At 31.7% G+C, this 21,745-nt stretch carries 18 protein-coding genes; 3 read left to right on the top strand and 15 right to left on the bottom strand.

What is annotated here, in order from left to right; translation table 11 throughout:
• Window positions 1–307 precede the first annotated feature (307 nt).
• Entirely contained in the window at window positions 308–3,118 is a 2,811-nt protein-coding gene (locus CHRY9293_RS05150; RefSeq protein WP_162031896.1) for a T9SS type B sorting domain-containing protein, read from the bottom strand.
• Window positions 3,119–3,313: 195 nt separating this feature from the next.
• Entirely contained in the window at window positions 3,314–4,135 is an 822-nt protein-coding gene (gene tsf, locus CHRY9293_RS05155; protein WP_162031897.1) for a translation elongation factor Ts, read from the bottom strand.
• 143 nt (window positions 4,136–4,278) lie between these two features.
• On the opposite strand from tsf, the gene CHRY9293_RS05160 reads away from it, so the two are divergent.
• Window positions 4,279–4,974 carry a DUF6759 domain-containing protein gene (locus CHRY9293_RS05160; RefSeq protein WP_162031898.1) on the top strand — a complete coding sequence of 232 codons (696 nt, stop codon included), beginning with the start codon at window positions 4,279–4,281 and terminating at the stop codon, window positions 4,972–4,974.
• 71 nt (window positions 4,975–5,045) lie between these two features.
• Here the strand turns inward: CHRY9293_RS05160 and CHRY9293_RS05165 are convergent, their stop codons facing one another.
• Window positions 5,046–6,002: an acetyl-CoA carboxylase carboxyltransferase subunit alpha gene (locus CHRY9293_RS05165; RefSeq protein WP_122637584.1), complete on the bottom strand. Its 957-nt coding sequence runs from the start codon at window positions 6,000–6,002 to the stop codon at window positions 5,046–5,048.
• A gap of 126 nt (window positions 6,003–6,128) precedes the next feature.
• On the bottom strand, window positions 6,129–7,865 hold the full coding sequence (gene gltX, locus CHRY9293_RS05170) for a glutamate--tRNA ligase (RefSeq protein ID WP_162031899.1): 1,737 nt from the start codon (window positions 7,863–7,865) through the stop codon (window positions 6,129–6,131).
• Between the two features lie 123 nt (window positions 7,866–7,988).
• On the opposite strand from gltX, the gene CHRY9293_RS05175 reads away from it, so the two are divergent.
• Window positions 7,989–8,333, top strand: a complete 345-nt coding sequence (locus CHRY9293_RS05175; RefSeq protein WP_122548596.1) for a phosphomannose isomerase type II C-terminal cupin domain — start codon at window positions 7,989–7,991, stop codon at window positions 8,331–8,333.
• 27 nt (window positions 8,334–8,360) lie between these two features.
• The gene (locus tag CHRY9293_RS05180) at window positions 8,361–9,326 is read left to right on the top strand and encodes a glycosyltransferase family protein (protein ID WP_162031900.1); all 966 of its coding nucleotides are present in this window, start codon (window positions 8,361–8,363) and stop codon (window positions 9,324–9,326) included.
• A gap of 1 nt (window position 9,327) precedes the next feature.
• On the opposite strand, the gene CHRY9293_RS05185 is transcribed toward CHRY9293_RS05180, so the two are convergent.
• The 11 genes from CHRY9293_RS05185 to accC all read right to left on the bottom strand — a co-directional run bounded on the left by CHRY9293_RS05185 (window position 9,328) and on the right by accC (window position 21,648).
• A complete protein-coding gene (locus CHRY9293_RS05185) occupies window positions 9,328–10,212 on the bottom strand; it encodes a hypothetical protein (protein WP_162031901.1) in 885 nt (294 codons plus the stop codon).
• A 2-nt stretch (window positions 10,213–10,214) separates the two neighbouring features.
• Window positions 10,215–11,099: a glycosyltransferase family 2 protein gene (locus CHRY9293_RS05190; RefSeq protein ID WP_228455474.1), complete on the bottom strand. Its 885-nt coding sequence runs from the start codon at window positions 11,097–11,099 to the stop codon at window positions 10,215–10,217.
• On the bottom strand, window positions 11,078–12,217 hold the full coding sequence (locus CHRY9293_RS05195; RefSeq protein WP_162031902.1) for a glycosyltransferase family 4 protein: 1,140 nt from the start codon (window positions 12,215–12,217) through the stop codon (window positions 11,078–11,080). The genes CHRY9293_RS05190 and CHRY9293_RS05195 overlap by 22 nt, the downstream gene beginning before the upstream one ends.
• Window positions 12,217–13,461, bottom strand: coding sequence for a glycosyltransferase family 4 protein (locus CHRY9293_RS05200; RefSeq protein WP_162031903.1), 1,245 nt, complete (start codon window positions 13,459–13,461; stop codon window positions 12,217–12,219). The genes CHRY9293_RS05195 and CHRY9293_RS05200 overlap by 1 nt, the downstream gene beginning before the upstream one ends.
• A 68-nt stretch (window positions 13,462–13,529) precedes the next feature.
• On the bottom strand, window positions 13,530–14,774 hold the full coding sequence (locus CHRY9293_RS05205; RefSeq protein WP_162031904.1) for a glycosyltransferase: 1,245 nt from the start codon (window positions 14,772–14,774) through the stop codon (window positions 13,530–13,532).
• A 3-nt stretch (window positions 14,775–14,777) separates the two neighbouring features.
• Window positions 14,778–15,965, bottom strand: a complete 1,188-nt coding sequence (locus CHRY9293_RS05210; RefSeq protein ID WP_162031905.1) for a glycosyltransferase — start codon at window positions 15,963–15,965, stop codon at window positions 14,778–14,780.
• 3 nt (window positions 15,966–15,968) lie between these two features.
• On the bottom strand, window positions 15,969–16,955 hold the full coding sequence (locus tag CHRY9293_RS05215; protein WP_162031906.1) for a CgeB family protein: 987 nt from the start codon (window positions 16,953–16,955) through the stop codon (window positions 15,969–15,971).
• Window positions 16,956–16,959: 4 nt separating this feature from the next.
• Window positions 16,960–17,709 (bottom strand): glycosyltransferase family 2 protein, encoded by a 750-nt coding sequence (locus tag CHRY9293_RS05220; protein WP_162031907.1) that lies wholly within the window; start codon window positions 17,707–17,709, stop codon window positions 16,960–16,962.
• 519 nt (window positions 17,710–18,228) lie between these two features.
• Window positions 18,229–19,476, bottom strand: a complete 1,248-nt coding sequence (gene rocD / locus CHRY9293_RS05225) for an ornithine--oxo-acid transaminase (protein WP_162031908.1) — start codon at window positions 19,474–19,476, stop codon at window positions 18,229–18,231.
• 172 nt (window positions 19,477–19,648) lie between these two features.
• Window positions 19,649–20,155: a hypothetical protein gene (locus CHRY9293_RS05230; protein ID WP_162031909.1), complete on the bottom strand. Its 507-nt coding sequence runs from the start codon at window positions 20,153–20,155 to the stop codon at window positions 19,649–19,651.
• Window positions 20,156–20,292: 137 nt separating this feature from the next.
• Window positions 20,293–21,648, bottom strand: coding sequence for an acetyl-CoA carboxylase biotin carboxylase subunit (gene accC, locus CHRY9293_RS05235; RefSeq protein WP_162031910.1), 1,356 nt, complete (start codon window positions 21,646–21,648; stop codon window positions 20,293–20,295).
• Window positions 21,649–21,745 lie beyond the last annotated feature (97 nt).

Raw genomic sequence — 21,745 nt, forward strand, 5'->3', positions numbered from 1 at the left:
TTTTATTAATTTGATATGACTTTGTTTTATTGTTGAGCCCACTTCCTCTCCTTTTCTATCCGTAGTTCTATATGGAAATCTTTTCTTTTTCTTTACATTTAATATTTATCAAACATTCTAAAAATAGAAATGAAACATACACTAAGCTGATGTAATCTAGCTACTTTTTTCATGCTAGGATTGAGATGTTTGCAAAAATAGTCTATTATTTTAAAATTACATGTGTGGTATTTTATACAATTGTTATTTTATATAATAAAAAACCACGATTTGTAAATCGTGGTTTAAATTTTTAATTCAATATGATTTATTCTCTATTTTTCACCAAAATCCATCCTGTATATTTTATAGGTGTTTTTTCTTTATTGGGTTCATTCCAGGTAATATGATACCAATAGGTTCCGGTAACAATTTTTTTACCGAAATGTCTTCCGTCCCATTTGTAATTATTAAACTTATCTCCGGTAAAGATTTTATTCCCATATCGATCATAAATTACAAAGGATAAATTTTCTTTATAAGCTAATTCACTATAATCGATATAATCATTTTTATTATCCCCATTAGGAGTAATGGCGTTTATTAAATTCGGAACTGTTACTTCAACAGAGGTTGGGCTACAATTGTATGAATCTCTTACATAGAACACATGTTGACCTCTAGAAAGATTTGTGAAAACATTAGAATCTTGCCATTGGGTTGTACCATCTACTGAATATTGATATGGAGGTACCCCTCCTTCAACAATTACTGTTGCTGTATTATTGGTGATTTCAATTTCTTTAATAATAGGATCAGCCGCTTTTTTCACTTTTACTGTTTGTGTAAGGAAGCATCCATTTTTTTCAAGGATAACAGTGTATTCTCCTAAGGAAACATTTTGTATTGAAGAAGTTGTTGCTCCTGTACTCCATTGATAAGAATTATATTCAGTTCCTGCATCTAATGTTGTCATGGCATCAGCACAAATATATTTATCTACCAAAAGAGGAGATTTTTTAATTGGCTTTGCGATTAGGGTTATTTTGGCGGAAGTATTACATCCATCTTCTGTTGTAATTTTTACATATACAATACCACCTGCAGATTGATATTTTGTTGGATCAGAAATAGGATTTGTCCCAGCAGTAAGATCTGCTAAAGTAGTATAGTATTTCTTTATTACAGGATTGTAATCTGTCACGTTAGCAGTCGTTAAATCAAATATAGCATATGGATCATTATCATATTGACAAGCATATATAGTGATGTCTCTTGCGACGAAAGGAACCATCGTGATGGTTAAAGTGACTTGTTCACAATCAATAAATTCAGAAGCATTACCGCAGAATTTATATACCACAATATCATTTCCTATATATCCGGGTTGTGGAACATAGGTTATAGTTCCGTTGGCATTTACTGTGGCTGTACCATGAGTGGGTTGGGCTACTATTACTACTGTATTGGGTACAGGAGTCTGTGTTGATGACGTAAATGTTGGTTGAATTATTTTGGTTGAACAAGCTTCAATGCTTTTTGAAGTTTCCTTAAGACATGATTGTACTTTATAAATTGGAGTTGTTACGGGAGGACATGTTCCCATGGTGACTCTTACGGTATAATTTCCGGATTGAGTGGGGGAATACGTATTGTTTGTTGCTCCGTTTATAGCTGTGCCATTTAAATACCATTGATAAGTTTCGTATCCTGCGTCCAGCTCTAAGATAATTCCGGGAGCACAATCTCCGGACTGTTTTGCAATAACAGGGATTGATGAAAATCCTGCAAAATATCCTCCATATCCGGCAGAGCTATATCCTCCATTTATTCCGGCTGTTACCGCTTTAGTGGAAGTGATAGAAACATTTCCTGAAATACCTTCGATCGCGTAGGTTTCCCATTCTGTATTACCTGTCAGTGGGTATGGCCCTTCATCGGCTGTAGGGGCAATACCATTGACTAAAACAGATGCTCCGGTTTCAGTTAAAATGTTTAATTTTAAAGAAATCTGATCTATTGGAATAGTAGGCATTTCATTAATCTTGCCAATTTCGTCAATTTTTCTGGGTAAGAAACAATTTAAAGGTGGAATATAATTAAAACCACATGTGGCATTACTTGAACCTACTGCAACAAATTGATATAAATAAACATTTTTTGAAGTTGAAATATACATATTGGAATGGCTTCCTGTTCCGGTTTGAGTTATATAGTTTGATTCATCAATTCTATACCATTTTCCTGTATTTATGGTTGCAACAGGTGAGGTAGAGCCATTAATAAATATGTCTGTATTGTCTTGGGTGGCAATAATAATTCCCCCTTCCATATTTTGGGCTGGAGCAGTAGATCTCGTTTTTACTATTGCGAAGGTATTACCAAGTCTTTCTATGGGAACTGATTGGTCTAAAACCGGATCCGACCCTCCATAGCTTCCTATTCCGAAGTTACCATTGCAGCTTCCGTTTGTTAATGTTATGGGTTTGTCTGCAACTACTTTTGCTCCGATAAAGCCAGATAGGTTTGCCGGATTATTTCCTGAGCCGGCTAAAATAAAAGATTTTCCTTTGTTTAATGTAAATGTCTGGCTCGTACCTGTAGGTGTACCTCCTATGAATGTTACCGCTGCGTTATCCCAAGTAACGGTAACAGTAGTATTATCTTCAGTGGCTAAAATACCAGCTGTGAAGTTATATAGGCCATTTGTGGAGGTGTTTGGGCTGGAAGCTACATAAAACTCTTTCCCTATACCTGCTTTTCCTTTACTTGTGATTATTTCACCATGAACATTTTGTGCCAGTCTTAAACTACAATAAAAAGGTTTTTCTGCTTTTAAATATAGTCCTTTATTGATGACTTGAAAGGCTTCTGCTGAACTGTTAGCGGAAATAAGATTATTGGTTATTGTATAGGTTTTGGGATTGCCTTTACTGATCGTAATTGTAGTTACTAAATTATCATTATTATAGATACTTACGGCTACTGGGGTTGTTGAATCGGTAGACAAGTATACGGCGTTCGTATATCCTCCTACGATATCATAATAAGGTGCTATCCAGTGTTCTGTATCTCTTTGGGCAAAGAGGTTGTTAATAGTTAAAAGAGCTAATACTAAACTAAGTAGATATCTTTTCATGCGTAATTAGGAATTAGGATTTGTGCAAAAGTAAAATAATATTTGAAATATTATTGACATATTATAAATAAAATTGCAATATGAGTTTCAATTTTATTTACAATCTAATCAAAATGTTAAATAGTTGATTTTTACTTAAATAAAAAATCTCGGTGAAAGCTTTCACCGAGATTTTTATTTTTATTTGAAAGATATTTACAAGCTTACTCTTACAAATCCTGTAACCTTTAGATCTCCGTTCACCGATTTTACATAATCAGCAACAGATTGGTTTGCATCTTTAATAAAAGATTGGTGTACCAATGTATTCTCTTTATAGAATTTCTGCATTTTACCTTTAAGGATGTTGTCAATAATGTTAGCAGGCTTTCCTTCTTTTGTAAGAAGTTCTCTTTCAATTTCCAATTCTTTGTCAATTGTTTCTTGAGATACAGCTGTTTCATCTAAAGCGATAGGATTCATCGCAGCAACTTGCATAGAAACTGATTTAGCAGCTTCGTCAGCTCCCTCAGTTTTAGAGGAAAGAGATGTGATAGCAGCAATTTTATTTCCTGCATGGATGTAAGCTCCTAAGAACGGTCCTTCAATTCTTTCGAAAGCACCTATCTCAATTTTTTCACCAATTACACCAGTTTGCTCAACTAATTTTTCAGCAACAGTGATTCCGTGGAAATCAGTGTTTAAAAGTTCTTCTTTAGAAGCAGCAACAATAGCCATTTCAGCTAATTCATAAGCTAATTCAATGAATGCTTCATTTTTAGCAACGAAATCTGTTTCACAGTTTAACGAGATAATTGCACCTAAAGTGTTATCTTCGTTTACTCTCGCGATTACTGCACCTTCTGTAGACTCTCTATCAGCTCTGTTAGCAGCAACTTTTTGTCCTTTTTTTCTAAGGATATCTACTGCTTTTTCGAAATCTCCTTCAGCTTCTACTAAAGCTTTTTTGCAGTCCATCATACCTGCACCTGTTTGGTTTCTCAATTTTGCTACATCTGCAGCAGCTGGTGTATACATAGTATCCATTATTTTTATTGTAAGATTAGTTATTGCTTAGCTTAATTTTAAAGCAGTGCAAAGATAATAATTTTTAATGATAAACTAAAAAATCACTTTTTACGTTATTTGTATATTTAATAAAATTTAAAAATACTGAGTTAATGAAAAAAATATTTATTCTTATTTTTCTATGTGCTTTTAGCTTTGGGTTTTCTCAGAAAAAGAGAAGTACTAAATCTAGAGCTGTCGTAGAGAAAGAAACTGTAATTATTTACACAGAATCTGATGCAGAGGCTACCAAAGAAGCGCGGGTTATTGCCGGTTTTTTAAAACAAAATCCGGGACATCCTAGAACGGAATACTTCAAGAAAAGGTTAATTGAGAGTATTATGGCAGATAATTCTCCCGAAGCAAAACCCACTATTAAGCCGCTTAGTGAAGATAAAGTAGCTCAAATGGTATATGATAATAGTTTAAACAAGTCGAAAACGATGGCATCAAATTCTACGACAACTTCAAAATCTGGTAGAATGGTAAGCACCGGTAGTACAAATACAATGTCTGGGCCTAGTGAAAAGAATAAAAAGACGGCTGCAATGCTTACTCATATGTTCAATAATGATCCGATGGATAAAGAGGCTTACATTAATATAAAAAATAGATCTAAATGTAATTTGATTGTGAAAATAAGTGGAAGAAAATATTATAACCTTGATGTACCCGCTCGAGGCCAAAATTTTATCCTCATTGATAAAGGTGAATATGTGCTAACCACAATGATTTGTGATGCGAAATACTCTTCTGTGAAAAGGATTACAAAAGATATTGAAATTGAATTAAATTTGAGAGAGGACTAATCTGTTATTGTTACCTCTTAAAATATTTTACAAAAAAGGTTAAGAAAAAACTTTCTTAACCTTTTATTATTTTATCCTTTAAATTGCCCCATGGCAATAAATTTTTCCTGTCTTTGAGTTTCAAGCTCTTGACCTGTGAACTTAGAAAAAGCTTTAATATTCTGTAGAATCGAATTTTTCAAGTTTAAATAAGTCGTTTCAGGATCATAATGAGCTCCTCCAAGAGGCTCTTCAATAATGCCATCAATGAACTTTTCTCTTAGAGCATCTTTTGGGGTCAAGTTGAGAGCATTGGCAGCATCTTCTTTGTGATCCCAGTTTCTCCATAAGATGGATGAGCAACTCTCTGGGGCAATTACAGTATACCAGGTATTTTCTAACATATATACTTTATTACCAACGCCAATCCCTAATGCACCTCCACTTGCTCCTTCTCCAATAATATAGGTGAAAATGGGAGTCTTAAGTTGAACCATTTCAAATATATTTCTTGCAATGGCTTCTCCTTGACCTCTTTCTTCGGCTTCTAATCCAGGATAAGCACCAGGAGTATCAACTAGAGTGACCACGGGGATTCCAAATTTTTCAGCAAGCTTCATAAGTCGTAAAGCTTTTCTGTACCCTTCAGGATTGGGCATCCCAAATCTTCTGTATTGCCTTTCTTTAGTTGTTCGTCCTTTTTGAGTTCCTATAATCATGACCTTTTGGCCATCAAGGGTAGCCAATCCGCCTATCATAGCAGGATCATCAGCAAAGTTTCTATCTCCGTGAAGCTCTAGAAAACTATTTTGATCCACCATCCCCTTGATATAGTCTAAAGTATAAGGACGATCAGGATGACGAGATAGTTGTACTCTTTGCCAAGGAGTAAGATTTTCATAGATTTCTTTTTTCTTTTCTATGATTTTATCCTCTATCTGGCTACATGCTAATTTTACATCAACACCACTTTCTTCTCCTACTAAAGAACAGGTTTGGTACTGATCCACTAATTCTTTGATAGGAAGTTCGAAACTTAAATATTCCATTTCTTGAAGTAAATTAAATCTTTCAAATTTATGAAAAATTATGAAACTGACATCTTTAAAAAATAATCTTTAAAATTTTTAGCTAAGATGATAATGTAATATATTTTATCAAAAGCATTTTAGAATTTACATTAAAATCTCATTGAAATGCTGAATAGCTTTATTTATTCTGCTAATACTTTCCTCTTTTTCAAGGATTTCAAGAATGTCAGGAACATCAGGACCTTTTAATTCTCCTACTAATGATAGACGCAGTGGCATCATTATTTTACCCATTCCTAGTCCTTTTTCTTCTGCAAAATCGTGAACAGATTGTTTTAGGCTTTCAGCATTAAAATCTGTACCGTTTAATTTTAAGATCAAATTATTTAAAATTTCCGAAGTACTTTCATTCCATGCTTTTTTAGACGCCTTTTCATCATAGTATTTAGGTGCTTCAAAGAAGAATTTACCATTTTCATAGATTTCAATGGGAAAAGTAGTCCTCTCTTTCATTAAGTGAATGATTTTTAAAAGCTTGTCATCAGAAATATTCAAGCTAAGATCAGAGTTTCTTAAAATAGTAAGAAGTTCATCATTGGATTTTTTCTGGATATATTGATGATTGAACCATTCTGATTTTTCTTTACTAAATCTTGCCCCCGCTTTATGTACTTTATATAAATCAAATTCTTTAGCCATTTCATCCAAAGAAAGGATTTCTCTATCATTAGCCGGAGACCATCCTAATAATGAAACCATATTGATGAAGGCTTCAGGAAGATAACCGCTTTCTCGATATCCTTTAGATATATTTCCGGTTGCAGGGTCTGTAAAATTCAATGGGAAGACAGGAAATCCAAATTTATCACCATCTCTTTTGCTTAATTTTCCTGAAAGGCCTTTCTTTAAAAATTGTTTTACAGAAGCTGTTAATGGATTGTCTTTTTCATTTTCTGCCAACATAGATTTGAATCTTGGACTCTTAACTTCTGAAAAGAAAGATTTAATAAGTGCTGCTGATTCATCAAAAGAAAATTGATCATTTTTTGCTACAAATTCTTCTGTAAACGATTTTGTAATACTATCAATATTATCTTTATCAATTAATGTAGATACATCAGGTTTCAAAATCAATGAAAGATGTGCAAATTGAGGCGCCTCCCAACCCATAGCTTCATATAGTAGGGTATGCAAACCTAAGGAAGGTAGCCATTCTTCTCCACGAATAACATGGGAAATTTCCATCTCATGGTCGTCGATAATGTTGGCAAAATGATAAGTGGGCATTCCGTCATTTTTTACTAAAACCTTATCGTCTAATGTATTGGTATTTACAGATGACTTTCCACGAATAATATCTTCAAGATTTAGAGTTCTATCAACGGGCATCTTAAATCTTACTACATAAGGCTTTTTTTCATTCAATAATTTTTGAACTTCTTCTTCAGATAATGTAAGGCTGTTTTTAAGACGATTCCGTGTTTTGTTGTCATAAGAGAATACTTCATTTTTGGCTTCAAATTCACTGCGAATCGCATCCAATTCTTCTGGAGTATCAAAAGCAATGTAAGCGTAATCTGTTTTTAAGATTTGTTCTGTATATTTATCATAAATATCTCTTCTTTCAGATTGTCTGTATGGAGCGAATTTTCCTCCCTTTTTAGGACTTTCATCGGCGATGATCCCGCACCATTCTAGGGCTTCTTCGATATATTCTTCTGCTCCTTCTACATATCTTGCAGTATCTGTATCTTCGATTCTTAATACAAATTCACCTCCCTGATTTTTAGCAAAAAGATAATCATATAATGCGGTTCTTACGCCTCCTAAATGCAAAGGTCCTGTTGGACTTGGGGCAAAACGTACTCTCACTTTATCCATTTTCAATTAAAATTTGGTGCAAATTTACTTAAAATTATATTTTTTAAGGATGATTAATGTTTTCCTTATTGGCTTTTTTGATCTTAATATTTACATTTGTACAAATAAACTTATAAGTAAATTATGTTAGAGATAGGAGAAAGACCTTGGGGAAAATATTATGTATTAGCAGATGAGCTTAATTACAAATTAAAAAGAATCGAAGTAAACCCGGGACAAAAATTGTCTTACCAATACCATCATAAAAGACAAGAACAATGGACAATCATTGAAGGAAGTGCAACGGTAGTTTTGGATGATAAGGAAATTAATTTAAAGTATGGTGAAAGTATTTTTATTCCACTTGGAGCCAAACATAGAATGATGAATCTTTCTGATAAACCAGTTGTTTTCATTGAAGTCCAGACAGGAACATATTTTGGAGAAGATGATATTGTGAGAATTGAGGATGATTATGATAGAAATTAAATAAAAAGTATATTTAAAAATGTATTAATGAAAATTATTTTTCACGAAAATCAATTATGCTATAGAGGAACTTCTAATGCTCTTTTTGATTATGCTTACTTTAATGAAGAAATTCTAAATAATGAATCTGTAATTCTATATGCCAAGAATAGTCCAAATAATATTATTGAAGCTATTGAAAGATTTGGAAAAAGATTTGAAGTCTTTGGCTATGATAGTATAAATGAAAGGGATCGTATTATTAATAAATTAAATGCAGATCTTTTTTATGCAATAAAATCTGGAGAAAAAGAAATTGATGCCCCTACCGATTTAATTAAAACGGTTATTCATGCTGTTTTTAAATATAATGAACCGTATGGAGATGTGTATGCGTATGTATCAGAATGGCTGGCGAAAACGATGAGTAACGGACAATTACCTTTTGTGCCTCATATTGTGGACCTACCCGAAATAGAAGGTGATCTTCGTGAAGAACTCAATATTCCTAAAGATGCAATGGTATTTGCAAGATATGGGGGGAGCGAAACTTTTGATATAGATTTTGTGATGGATGCAGTGAAAAAAACAGCACGTAAGAATAAAAATATTTATTTCATTTTTATGGGAACAGATGAATTTGTTAAGAGAACTTTTTTTAGGTCCTATAAAAATGTAATATTTTTGCCCCCCACCACAGATGTAGAAAGAAAAGTTAAGTTTATCAATACATCCGATGCGTTTTTGCATGCAAGACGACAAGGTGAAAGTTTTGGTATGGCAGTAGGTGAGTTTTCATTAAAGAATAGGCCAATCATTACCTGGTCTGGCTCGGATGAGAAATCACACTTAGATATTTTAGGTGAAAAAGCAATATTATATGCGGATCAGAAAGATATAATCCATATTTTAAATAATTTCAAGCCAGATACCGGTAAAAATTGGGACTGTTATTCTAAACTATTCAACCCTTCAACAATAATGAAAAAATTTGAAGATGTTTTTATTAAATAATTTAAAAAAGAGATTTGAGATAGAGCTTTAATCTCTTTTTAAATGGAAGAGGTATCTGAATATCTTGCTGTGGATAATTTTTCTCAAAGTTTATAATGAATTCTTCTATATTTTTTGCCGGAATAAACTGTAATTCTTTCCAGTCTTTTGGATATATAGGATGGAAGTCTTTAAATTGGGTGTAATTTTCTGAACTTAAGCTTTCCCATGTTTTATAAAATTCTGAAGTGTCAAAATCATTATTATGTCCCCAATTATTAATTTTTTGAAGAATTTCATGTCCCTCTCTTGCCCAAGATTGATGGATATTGTTAAAGTCTAATTTTAGAGAATAGCTATTGTGAGGATATCTTGCATGGCTGTAATGAGGTACATTTGTAATCAGAAAACAAGATTCAGTATAGGGCGAAATCACAAAAAATCCATCCTCAGTTTGCTTGAAAAGCGTAACAAAGTTTACGAAAAAATTGACAGGAGTTTTTTTTGTATTTTTTAGAAGATATTTTTGTTTTCTTAAAAATAATTCAAGTTTTTTAAAATTAATAGGATATTCATCACTATCAATTTGAATATGCCATCCTCCTTTTCCCATCTTCTCAGCGAGCATATTTCTTTGTCTTGTTTCCAAGTCCATTGTACTTTTCCCTGGAATATAAAATGTATCTGCATAAAATGTGATCTTTTTTTGATGATCTAATTTGCGGATATCTGAAAATATTGTTTCAGGAATTTCGAAATCATTACCGGCCCATGTTTTTCCGTCTTTATCATAACAGATAAAGATTTCATCTGTAGAATCGTATGTCTGTTTTAAAGAGTTAAAAATGAATTTATAATCATAGGACAGGAGATATCCTGTTTTAATAATCTTTTCTTTATCCTTCATAATTATATTTTTGAATAATTGCCGTGTAAAATTCCTTTTATGTAAGCATTAGCCATCGAAAACTTTCCTTTTTTTATTGCTTTTCTAGCCAATTTCCATCGTTCTTTGGTTACATATTTTATATTTCCATTATACAATCTACAAACCCAAATTCGGTTTCTGGTCATATAATATTCATAAAAACTCCCTTTATTGCTGGCCAGATTGTAAGCCTCACATTGGGTTTTGACTGCTATTTTCCAACCTGTATTTTTAAGAAGGCGAAGGCACCATTCAGATTCTTCATAATACATGAAAAAGTTCTCATTCATAAAACCGATATCATCTAGAATTTCTTTTCTGAACATCAATGCACTTCCGTCCACATATTTTATATCGTAATTATATACAGACATTTTTATGCTTTCTTTATTTTGTTCACCATTAGCATGGCCTCCCATAAAACCTTTTTCAGGAAATAATAACCCGCCATCTGAAAAAATTTTATTACGATCGTTTCTATAACAAATTCGAGGACCTATTATTCCAATATCTGAAAATTCTTTTAACCCATTATATAGCTGTTCTATAGTCGTTAATGATATTTCGATGTCAGGATTTAGTAATAAAAAATAATTTCTTCCATCTTCGATAGCTTTTTTAATGGCTAAATTATTACCATAAGCATAACCACCATTATGATCGCTTAGAATGTAATTAATTTGTTTTTGAGCCCCCAATATTTTAATGTTTTCCTTATCTGTGGAGTTATTATCTACTATATAAATAGATTGTTGAGAGACCCCTTCAGCCAATAAAGCATTAACTTCTCGACTGGTGTCGTCAAAAGAATTGTAATTCAGTATAATAATGGCTAGATCATTCATTAGGGAATAAGTTTTTTCCATTTTTCTATCGCTTTCTCTTCTGAAAAATTATTTTTAAAATATTCTTCCGCTTGATTTTTCATTTTCTGATAATATAAGGGATCTTGTAATAAAGACATTATTTTATCTTTAAAGATCTCAGGATTATCACTTATCAAACATCCATTTAAGGTTTTCGAGGAAAAGCCATCAATAGCTCGCTCTGTACCTACGATGGGAAGTCCATAAGATAATGCTTCTATTACCTTTATTTTGATACCTGTCCCCTCTAACATGGGGCAAATCGAAATTTTTGACTGATGGTAATATTCCTCTAAACTTTCTGAAAACTCTACCAATTCTACACCTTCTCTTTTTTCAAGATGTTTACATATTCTTCCAATTACTATGATATTGAGGGTTGTTGGAAATAGCGGGTATACATTGTCAAAAAACCATTGCATTGATTTTATATTGAAAATGTTTTCAGATCCAACAAAGATCAAATCATATTTTTTATCTGAATTATTTTTTTCAAAATATGAGGGGAATGAAGGAGGTATATTTTTTACCTTTTCACCTAAAAATCTTTTAAAAACAAGATGTTCATCTTCTGAAATGGTTATTACATGGTCAAACTTTGCAAGATTATTTATTTCTTCATTGAAACGTTTACCAATATCTAACGATTTATCTTTATAGAACTCATTTAATGTAATCCAATCATGTGTATCTATTATTTTTAAAGTATTTTTCATAGATTCATGATCAATTAATCCTGTCCAAAACTCATAATTAATGATAATAATATCATAATTTTTCTTATTAAAAATACTCTTAAATTCCTTTTTAGCAAAATCGGTTAAAGAGTTATTATACGGATTAGGTTTTTTGTGAAGTTTTGAAATTTTATATTTCCAATAGTCTGATGAGGTTTTTATTTTCGGAGGTTTTTGTTTAATTAAAAACAGATTATCAATAATATCTTCATCAACTTTTGTAGTGTCATTTAGGTGTTTGTAAATTTCATCCACTCCTACCAAATCTATATGATATCCTAGTTTTTTTAAAACAATGAGGGTCATTTTTGCTCTTGTGATATTTCCTGCTCTGTTGGAAAATGGATTTTCAGGAAAAAAAAATAGAATTTTTCTTGTCATTACAAAGATTTAATAGCTGAATTAAATTTGTGAATTATAGTATCCCACGAATAGTTTTTTAATACATAATCTTTTGCTTTATTACCTTCTGAAACTAAATCGTCTTTTTTTTGATTGATATAGAAAATAAGAGCTTGAGAAAATTCATCATTGTTTGAAAAGCTTTTACCTGTTTCACTTTTTTCAATATGAGAATATAAAACCTCACAATTTTTATTTACAATTACTGGAATTTTCATTAACATCGCTTCTAATGTTATTAATGAGAGACTCTCGTAAAATGATGGCATTATAAGTGCAGAGGCATTTGCTAGCAAAGTATTTTTAAGATTATCATCTACGAATCCGGTTAGGATAATATCATCTCCTTGAGTTATTTTTTTATCAAGCGCATTCTTACCCACCAAAACTAATTTCATATCTTGATATTCAGGATATGTCTTTTTAAAATGATTAAAATATTCAATCATCATCACGCATCCTTTGTCTTCAACGATTCTTCCGATATAAATGAAATATTTTTTTTGATGAAGATAGGTAGGTAATTCGCTTATTGTAATATCATAGTCATCAAAACCAATTCCTGCCATTTCGGACTTTATATTTTTTGACTGAGGATATACCTTTTCTACCAAGTTTTTTTCAATCTGAGTATTATACATAATAAACTTTGCAGAAGAAAATAATTGGGTATAGCCATCGAGATAAAATTGAGGCTCATCGTGTGCAGTTGGAATGAGAATACTTTTTTCGGCGACCTCTTTAATACCAATATTACTAGGATGATATAGATAGGTGAAGAAAATAAAAGCTTTATATTTTTCTTTTTTCTCTTTTATAAAATGGATTAAATTATTAGAAAAAGGTCCCTGTACTTCTAACCATTGATTAAAATTAAAAGCATTTTTGTTCTGTTGTCGTTTATAATAAACATAAGGGAAATTTACAATATTTAATTTTCTGTTATTGTATTTATATAAATTATTAATAATTCTTTTAAAGAATTCAAATTTTTGGACGTCTTTCTTTAAAGTTTTAAATCTTCTTACTTTGATCCCATTGATCATTTCAATTCCTTCTGGATAGTAATTATTCCAAAATTCGTGTTCTATTGCACACGTTGTAATAATTTCGACATCATATATATTAGACAACTTTTCAGCTAATAATCGTGCGTGAAGTTCTGCGCCTCCGTTTATTTCAAAGCCATATCTTTGAACAACTATAGCAATCTTGTCTTTCATATAAATAGTATGATTAATTCATTATTAGCTTTTATTATTAGAAAGATAAGGTATAAAAACGAACCTGATTAAAGTTTCTTTTTACCCTTCATTTTCTTCAAGAAGATATTTACTTTTTTTCTTATTTTATTGTATAATGTTTTTTCAAGGTAGTTGACTCTTCCATTTAATCTATCAATTTCTGCTAAATGGAAAACGTTATCTACACTATTAGCTGAGGTTTCTTTTTTATCAAAATTATGGATGAAAGATAATCTTATTTTAAACAAATCTCCAATAGATTCAATCGAAAAATTTTCTCGGATTTGTTTTTCAGCATTGCTTTTTATTGTATTTAATCCGGTAAAATGATCTTTAATATATTGCAGTTTTTCAGCTGCATCATCAATATTCGGTCTTGCCAAGGTTAGCCCCTCTGCAATTAGCCCTTTAGTATTGGAGGTTTTGATAAAGTCATATTGAACAAGGAAACTATTATTTACGTTCATAAAATCTAAATTGCCAGAATAACCGGTCCCCACAACGATTTTTCCATATGACATAGCTTCCGCCATTGTCAATCCAAAACCTTCAGAACCATGAAGGGAAATAAGAACATCCGATTTTTGAATCAATGAATGTAATTTTTCTTTAGAAAAATGTTCATTAATCATAATAATATTTGGAATGGCAGCATATTTTTCAAGTGCCTTTTGGGCATCTTTACTTCTTTCCAGATTGTGTGTCTTTACAATTAAAACACTTTCGGGATCGTTTTTAAAAACTTTAATAAAAGATTCAATGGTAGCCTCCGGATTTTTTCTGATGGTTGTACTTAGAGAATCAAAAATGGTAACGAATACTTTAGAATTTGGCTTAATATTGTATTCATTACAATCAAATTCATCTGATGTTGTAAGTTTCTCAATAGGATGGGAGAATCTCATCACAGGAATTCCTGTATATTTTGTGAAAATATTGACACAAAAGTCACTCGGAACCCATAATTCATCAAAAATATTTAAAAATTCAACTGTTTTATCCGATACTTCGGGAAATTCCCAAGCCCAATACACAATATTATAATGGCCCGCAAGTTTTATATCTTGATTTTTTGAGAAAAACTCATGAGTAACATTACTGTTAATATGAAAAATATTAATGGAAGACTCTTGTTTAGTTTCGCTTTTTATTTTTTCAAGTGTATCACTGGAATAATTTATTCTGTTTACTTTTATACCCGCCTTTTCCATCGCCATTGCATTCAGACGCGTGGCTTCGGCGATTCCAAAATTTCCGTCAAAAAAACCGTGATAATTTATACTTAATGACATGTATTATAATGTTTTAAGTTTGTTTTTTACTTCTTCAGGTGAAAATGCAGTAAGGCTATCCACTGAATTTATGCTTAATGTATTCCAAAGTTCTTCATTATTATTCAGATGAAGAATAGCTTCCGCAAAAGTTTTTTCGTTATTCGCTATTAATACATTCTTTTTGTCAATCAGTTTCATCCCCTCGGCTCCGATATCTGTAGTAATAACAGGGAAAAAATATTCAAAAGCTTGCCCAATTTTTCCTTTTACACCCGCTCCAAATCTCAAAGGAGCAACCATAATTTTAGAATTCATAAAATATTCTTCAATACTTTCTACAAATCCTAAGAATTTAAATTTAGGATATTGCTGAATATCTAATTTATCAGCAACATTTCCAATTATACTTACTTCAAGTTCTGGATTTTCTTTCCAGACAAGAGGCATTATCTTATCATATAAAAATTTTACAGCATCGATATTCGGTTCGTGAATAGATCCAATGAAAATGATTCCTTTACTTTCGCTGAAATTATTTCGTTCGGAAATATTAATTTTGGGGTAGTGTATATTGGAAATTGTGATAATTTTACTTTTATCCGCATATTGACTCATTATCTCTTTTTCATTGTCTGAAATGGCAATAATATAATCGAGCTGAGGGGCAACAATGGTTTCTAAACGGAAAAAATGCTTATAATTTTTCTTTAGAGAAATACGACTAGGCTCAAGTTCAATCGCTCTTTTGTATCGTAAAAAATGAATATCCACCATATCATATATAAATTTTGTATGGGGTAAAATAGCTTTCATTTTTTTGTAAAATAAATTCAGGGCAAGTGGTCCATTAAACCAAACGAAATCTATTTTTTTAAATAAAGAAAGGAATTCGTAAATGTTTTTAAACTTCATGTTTTCAACAAATACAATGACTTTATGTTGCTCATAGAACTTTACATAAGAATCATCTTCAAACATATTAGGAGCGAATAAAATGCAGTTATAACCTAGTTCTTTATAGATTAAAATAATTTCTTTGAGTCTATTGGAACCTGAATCTCTATCGTGAACCGGAAAATCTCTTGAAGCAAATAGGATTGTTTTTTTTGACGAGTCATACAAATGAATGTTGACAATATCTTGAGTCTCTAGCTCCTTGAGTTTTTCTTTTCTTTTAAAGAGTTTTTTTATTTTTTTTAAAATTCCCATTTACTAGTTTTTTTTGAGTTCAAAGACTCTGTCAGTCCAGTTATCTAAAGTATAGTTGTAATAGATGTCCTCTGGCACTTTTTCGTAGGGTAATTCAAAAAAAGATTTTTCCAGATTGCTGCAGGTTTCGTTTAAAACCAAAATGTTATTTGGATTATAAAAATCGTAACTTTTAATAAACTCATTATCCGTTATAATCTTTTTCTCCAAAGATAAAGCTTCGAATACTCTGAAACTTAGACCGTATTGGTTTTCTCGTGTAAGATCCAGTAATGTTTTAGCATTTTTATAATAACTAGGGAGCTTTGCATGAGGTATTTTTTTGATACTAAAAATAATGTGTAAATGCTCTGGAATTTTAATAAAAATATTTTTTATTTGATTGGCCCATCCTTTTTTACCAATAACCATGATTTGGAACTTTACATTTAACTTACTTAATTTTTTTGCCAATAATTTGATGAAAAATACTCTTTTATTGTCATACGAAGTAATATAAAAAACATCCATTTGAGGATTTTGATCTTCGTTTTTTATGTAAGGAAGATAAATATAATTGGTCAGTTTTTCAAATCCATATTTTTGGGTGTCTGCAATATCGAAAGAGAAAATTTTGTCAAAAAGATTCAGTTTTTCTTTTTCTACAGGCATTCTGTCAAGACTGTCATAAAGATAGGTGATCAGTCGGTGAGAATACTTTCGTATTTGCTCCAATGTGGATAAGTCAAAAGTATCAGGATTCAAAACCAGAATCTGATCCTGGCATCCAAGTTTTTCTAAGGAATCAAGAACATATTTCAGCCTTTTTTCCGTTTTCAGATTTTTATTCAAAAATATTTTGCTTACCGCATTTGTAGCACGCTCACTGAAATTAGAATGTGTAACAGAGCTCATTTTAATATGATGAGCATCAATTCCTTTGTTACATAATGTGTCTACAATATGTTCGTCATATCCCCAAAAATCGAAACTAATAACGCAAATCTTCATCCAACTAATTTTGCTCTTTTTTTAATGATTCATATGTTTCAAAAACGCTTAAAGATTGTAGGTAAGAAAGTTGATACCCTTCTTTTCCGTCCAAAACACCAAGTCTCATTATATAAGCTTTAAAGAATTTAAATACAGTTTTAAGATATTGAACCAAAATATTGAACTTTTTACCCTTTGCAGCCAATTCTTTTCCTTTTAATACACCATAATGAATCATCTTTTTGCGATAGGATTCATAATCAGAAACAGAATAATGGAGAAGTTTATTTTTCAAAATTCCTACCGTTCCTTTTACCTCCAATGTTTCATGTACTTTTTTTTCGGCAATATATCTTGCCTTTGATCTTCGGAAAAGTCTAAAGTTTTTATCAGACTGAGTTCCTGAAAAATTGATCGGTTTATTTGCAAAAAAGAATTTCCTGTAGAAATAATAGGCATCTTTTTGGGAGGGACTATTGAGTTCTTTAATAATTTCTTTTCTTAATGCCGGGGTTATTCTCTCATCTCCATCTAGAAATAATACCCAGTCATTTTTTGCAACATCTAAAGCCAGATTTCTTTGCTTTGTAAAATCTTCAAATCTGTGTTGAATAATTTTTACGTTAGGAAACGTTTTTGCAATTTCTACAGTTTTGTCTGTACTGAAGGAATCTATTACAATTATTTCGTCACAAAAATCAAAACATTCCAATACTTCCTTTATATTTTTTTCTTCATTATATGTTATGGTCAAACCACTTATATTCATCATAATGTTTCGTTTGATTCAGATATAAAATCTAAAATATTTATCTCAGACAGTCTTAATCTGCCAAAGATAAGTTTTAATTTAAATTTTATTAACGAATCTTTGCTTATCTATCTACTTTAAACAATTTCTAAGGTTTTGACTAAGAAAAAGAAACGCTGTTTTTCAATTCTTACAGCAAATTTAATTCCTAAATTTTCACTACCGAAAAAACTTAATTTTGTTTTCACTTGGAATATTTTCAATAATAGCTTATAATACTTGAAAAATCCATATTTTTAATTAATGCCTAAAGCAGATAAATAATCAAGATTAGTTTATATTCGTCCTCACAAAGGTAAGAATAATGCTCTTTTTTCAATGTATAAGATTAGAAAAAACTTTGATTTCTAGTTTTTTCATAATAGTTGGAGTTCATTTCAAGATTTTTGCTGTCTCAGTATTTTCTAGTTTTGGAGCAAGTAAAAGATTTTGTTTACCCTACTTATTATTTTTTTCTGAAAAATGTATCTCAGGATATTTTCATTTATATTCCAAAATAGTTTTTTCAATAATCTTTACACAATCTAATAACTGTTCTTCAGAAATGATCAAAGGAGGTGCTAGTCGTATAATATTTCCATGAGTAGGTTTTGCTAAAAGCCCATTTTCTTTCAGTTTTAAACAAAGATTCCATGCTGTAGAGCTTTCAGGGGTATCATTGATTAATATGGCATTTAGAAGTCCCTTTCCTCTTACTTTAGTAATAAGATTGGTTTTAGTCATTATCTTTTCTATTTCGGATCGAAATAGTTGTCCTAAACTTTCGGATCTTTCAGATAATTTCTCTTCTTCAACAACATCCAATGCTGCCATTGCGACTGCACAGGCTATTGGGTTTCCTCCAAAAGTAGAACCATGTTGCCCTGGTTTTATAACATTCATGATATTGTTGTTAGCTAACACGGCTGATACAGGATACATTCCACCGGAAAGAGCCTTACCTAAAATGAGAATGTCTGGCTGTACATTTTCATGATGACAAGCAATCAATTTCCCGGTTCTTGCGATACCAGTCTGAACTTCATCAGCTATAAAAAGTACGTTGTGTTGCTTACATAACTCTGAGGCTTTTTTCAAAAATCCTTCATCCGGCACATATACTCCTGCTTCACCTTGTATAGGTTCAACTAAAAATGCAGCAATATGGTGTGCTTCTCTAGCTAATACTTCTTCTAAAGCTTGGGTATCATTATATGGAATCTTAATAAATCCGGGAGTAAAGGGACCATAATTTTGATTGGCATCCGGATCATTAGAGAAGGAAACAATAGTTGTCGTTCTTCCATGAAAATTATTTTCACAAACAATAATTTTTGCCGCGTTTTCAGATATTCCTTTTACCTCATAGCTCCATTTTCTAGCTAATTTTACAGCGGTCTCTACTGCTTCAGCTCCTGAGTTCATAGGTAAAACTTTATCAAACCCGAACAATGTGGTGATTTTTCGTTCGTATTCTCCTAATTTAGAATTGTAAAAAGCTCTGGAAGTTAATGCTAATTTTTGAGCTTGATCAACTAATGCAGATACAATTTTAGGATGAGAATGGCCCTGATTTACAGCGGAATATGCGGACAGAAAATCATAATATTTTTTGCCTTCCACATCCCATACAAATACGCCTTCTCCACGATCCAAAACTACTGGAAGAGGATGGTAATTATGTGCTCCATGTTGGTCTTCAAGGTCAATAAAGTATTGTGAATTTCTTGCTGTTTCTACTGTTGACATAATAATAATTGGTTTTTTACAAATTTAATAATTTATTTTTAAAGTATAAATTGGGATAAATTTTTCAAAGAAATTGAAGGCTATAAAGAAGATCCGACTACAGAAAATTGAGATGTCTTTTTTATTTCTTTGAGAGACCAATTCTGTATTATCAGGTGATTTTCCTATGGTTTTAATCATACCAATATTCTTTCCCAATTATATAGCCTGCTTTTTCAAAAGTTTTCTGTAAAGTATGGCCCAAATCTTCATTTTCTTTTTCATTAGATAAATAGAGAAAGAATAAGCTTCCGGTAATGATCTGTTGTTTTTGAGTTTGATCAACAGTGGTGGTGATTACTGTATTAGGTTCTGCTTCCAAAATAATTTGGATATCTTTACTTATATTTCTGATTTTGGCTAAGGGAACCTCTTGTTTTATAATTTGATAGCCCTTAAAATATGGGCTTGTCTTTTTAATCTGAAATGTGAGGTTATTTTTATTATCAATGTTGAATTCTTGAACAATACTAATTGTATCACCATTGAAGTTTGGAGATTTTAATTGATTTTTTACCTCTTTCTTTAATTCCCGATTTAGAAGTTTAATAAGGGCTTTTTCTTGAGCTAAGTATAAATTCCAACATCCAAGAACTAAGATAGAGATTAAAATTTTTTTTATGAATAGAGTAGGTCTCATTATTATGAGATTGTATTATTTAAAAATAACCTTTTTTTATGTATCTCGCAATACCCGCTTAAGTGATAGTTTTGTACTATACTCCATAAAAAAACGACCTCATTGGAGGCCGTTTTTTATGTGATTGTAAAATAATCTTAGTGATTATCGTATTTTTTATCCATTTCAAAGGTTTCCATAAACTTTGTGGTATAATTTCCAGAAAGGTAGTCATCGTTGTCCATTAATTGTCTATGGAAAGGGATCGTAGTTTTTACTCCTTCAATATAAAATTCTTCCAATGCACGTCTCATTTTTGCAATAGCTTCTTCACGAGTTTGTGCAGTGGTAATCAATTTAGCAATCATTGAGTCATAATTGGATGGAATAGTATATCCTGAATATACATGCGTATCAACTCTTACCCCATGACCTCCCGGGATATTTAATCTTGTAATTTTTCCTGGAGAAGGTCTGAAATCGTTGTAAGGATCTTCAGCGTTAATTCTACATTCAATAGAATGTAATTTTGGATAATAATTGATACCCGAGATTGGAGTTCCTGCTGCAAGAAGAATTTGTTCTCTGATTAAGTCATAATCTATTACTTGTTCCGTAATTGGGTGCTCCACCTGAATTCTTGTGTTCATTTCCATAAAATAGAAATTTCTATGTTTGTCAACAAGAAATTCGATTGTTCCTACCCCTTCGTATCCAATAAATTCAGCTGCTTTTACCGCGGCTTCACCCATTTTTTCACGAAGTTCGTCCGTCATGAAGGGAGAAGGTGTTTCTTCAGTTAATTTTTGGTTTCTTCTCTGTACGGAGCAATCTCTTTCAGAAAGGTGGCAAGCTTTGCCATATTGATCGCCCGCTACTTGAATTTCGATATGTCTAGGCTCTTCAATCAGTTTTTCCATATACATTCCTCCATTACCAAAAGCTGCGACAGCTTCTTGAATGGCAGATTCCCAATGATCTTTAAGGTCTTCTTCTTTCCAAACAGCTCTCATCCCTTTTCCGCCCCCTCCAGCTGTTGCTTTGATCATAACAGGATATCCTGTCTCCTTAGCAATTTTTACGGCATGCTCATAAGATTCAATCAATCCGTCCGAACCAGGTACACAAGGCACGCCTGCAGCTTTCATAGTTGCTTTAGCATTTGCTTTATCTCCCATTTTTTCAATTTGTTCAGGAGAAGCACCGATGAATTTAATGCCGTTTTTTTGGCAAATTCTCGAAAAATTAGCATTTTCAGATAAGAAACCGTAGCCTGGATGGATCGCATCTGCGTTTGTTATTTCTGCTGCGGCAATAATATTTGGAATTTTAAGATAGGAATCTTTGCTCATTGCTGGACCAATACAAACTGCTTCGTCAGCAAATCTTACATGGAGGCTATCTTTATCTGCGGTAGAATATACTGCAACAGTTTTAATTCCCATTTCTTTGCAAGTACGAAGAATACGCATTGCAATTTCGCCTCGATTGGCTATTAATATTTTTTTGAACATCTTATTACATTTAAAAATTAGATAATTTGAAAAATCAGATAATGTTATTATATGTTGAATCTATTCTAACATCTCATATTTATAACACCTAATTTCT

The organism is Chryseobacterium potabilaquae (assembly GCF_902728265.1).
GTDB classification, from domain to species: Bacteria; Bacteroidota; Bacteroidia; order Flavobacteriales; family Weeksellaceae; genus Chryseobacterium; species Chryseobacterium potabilaquae.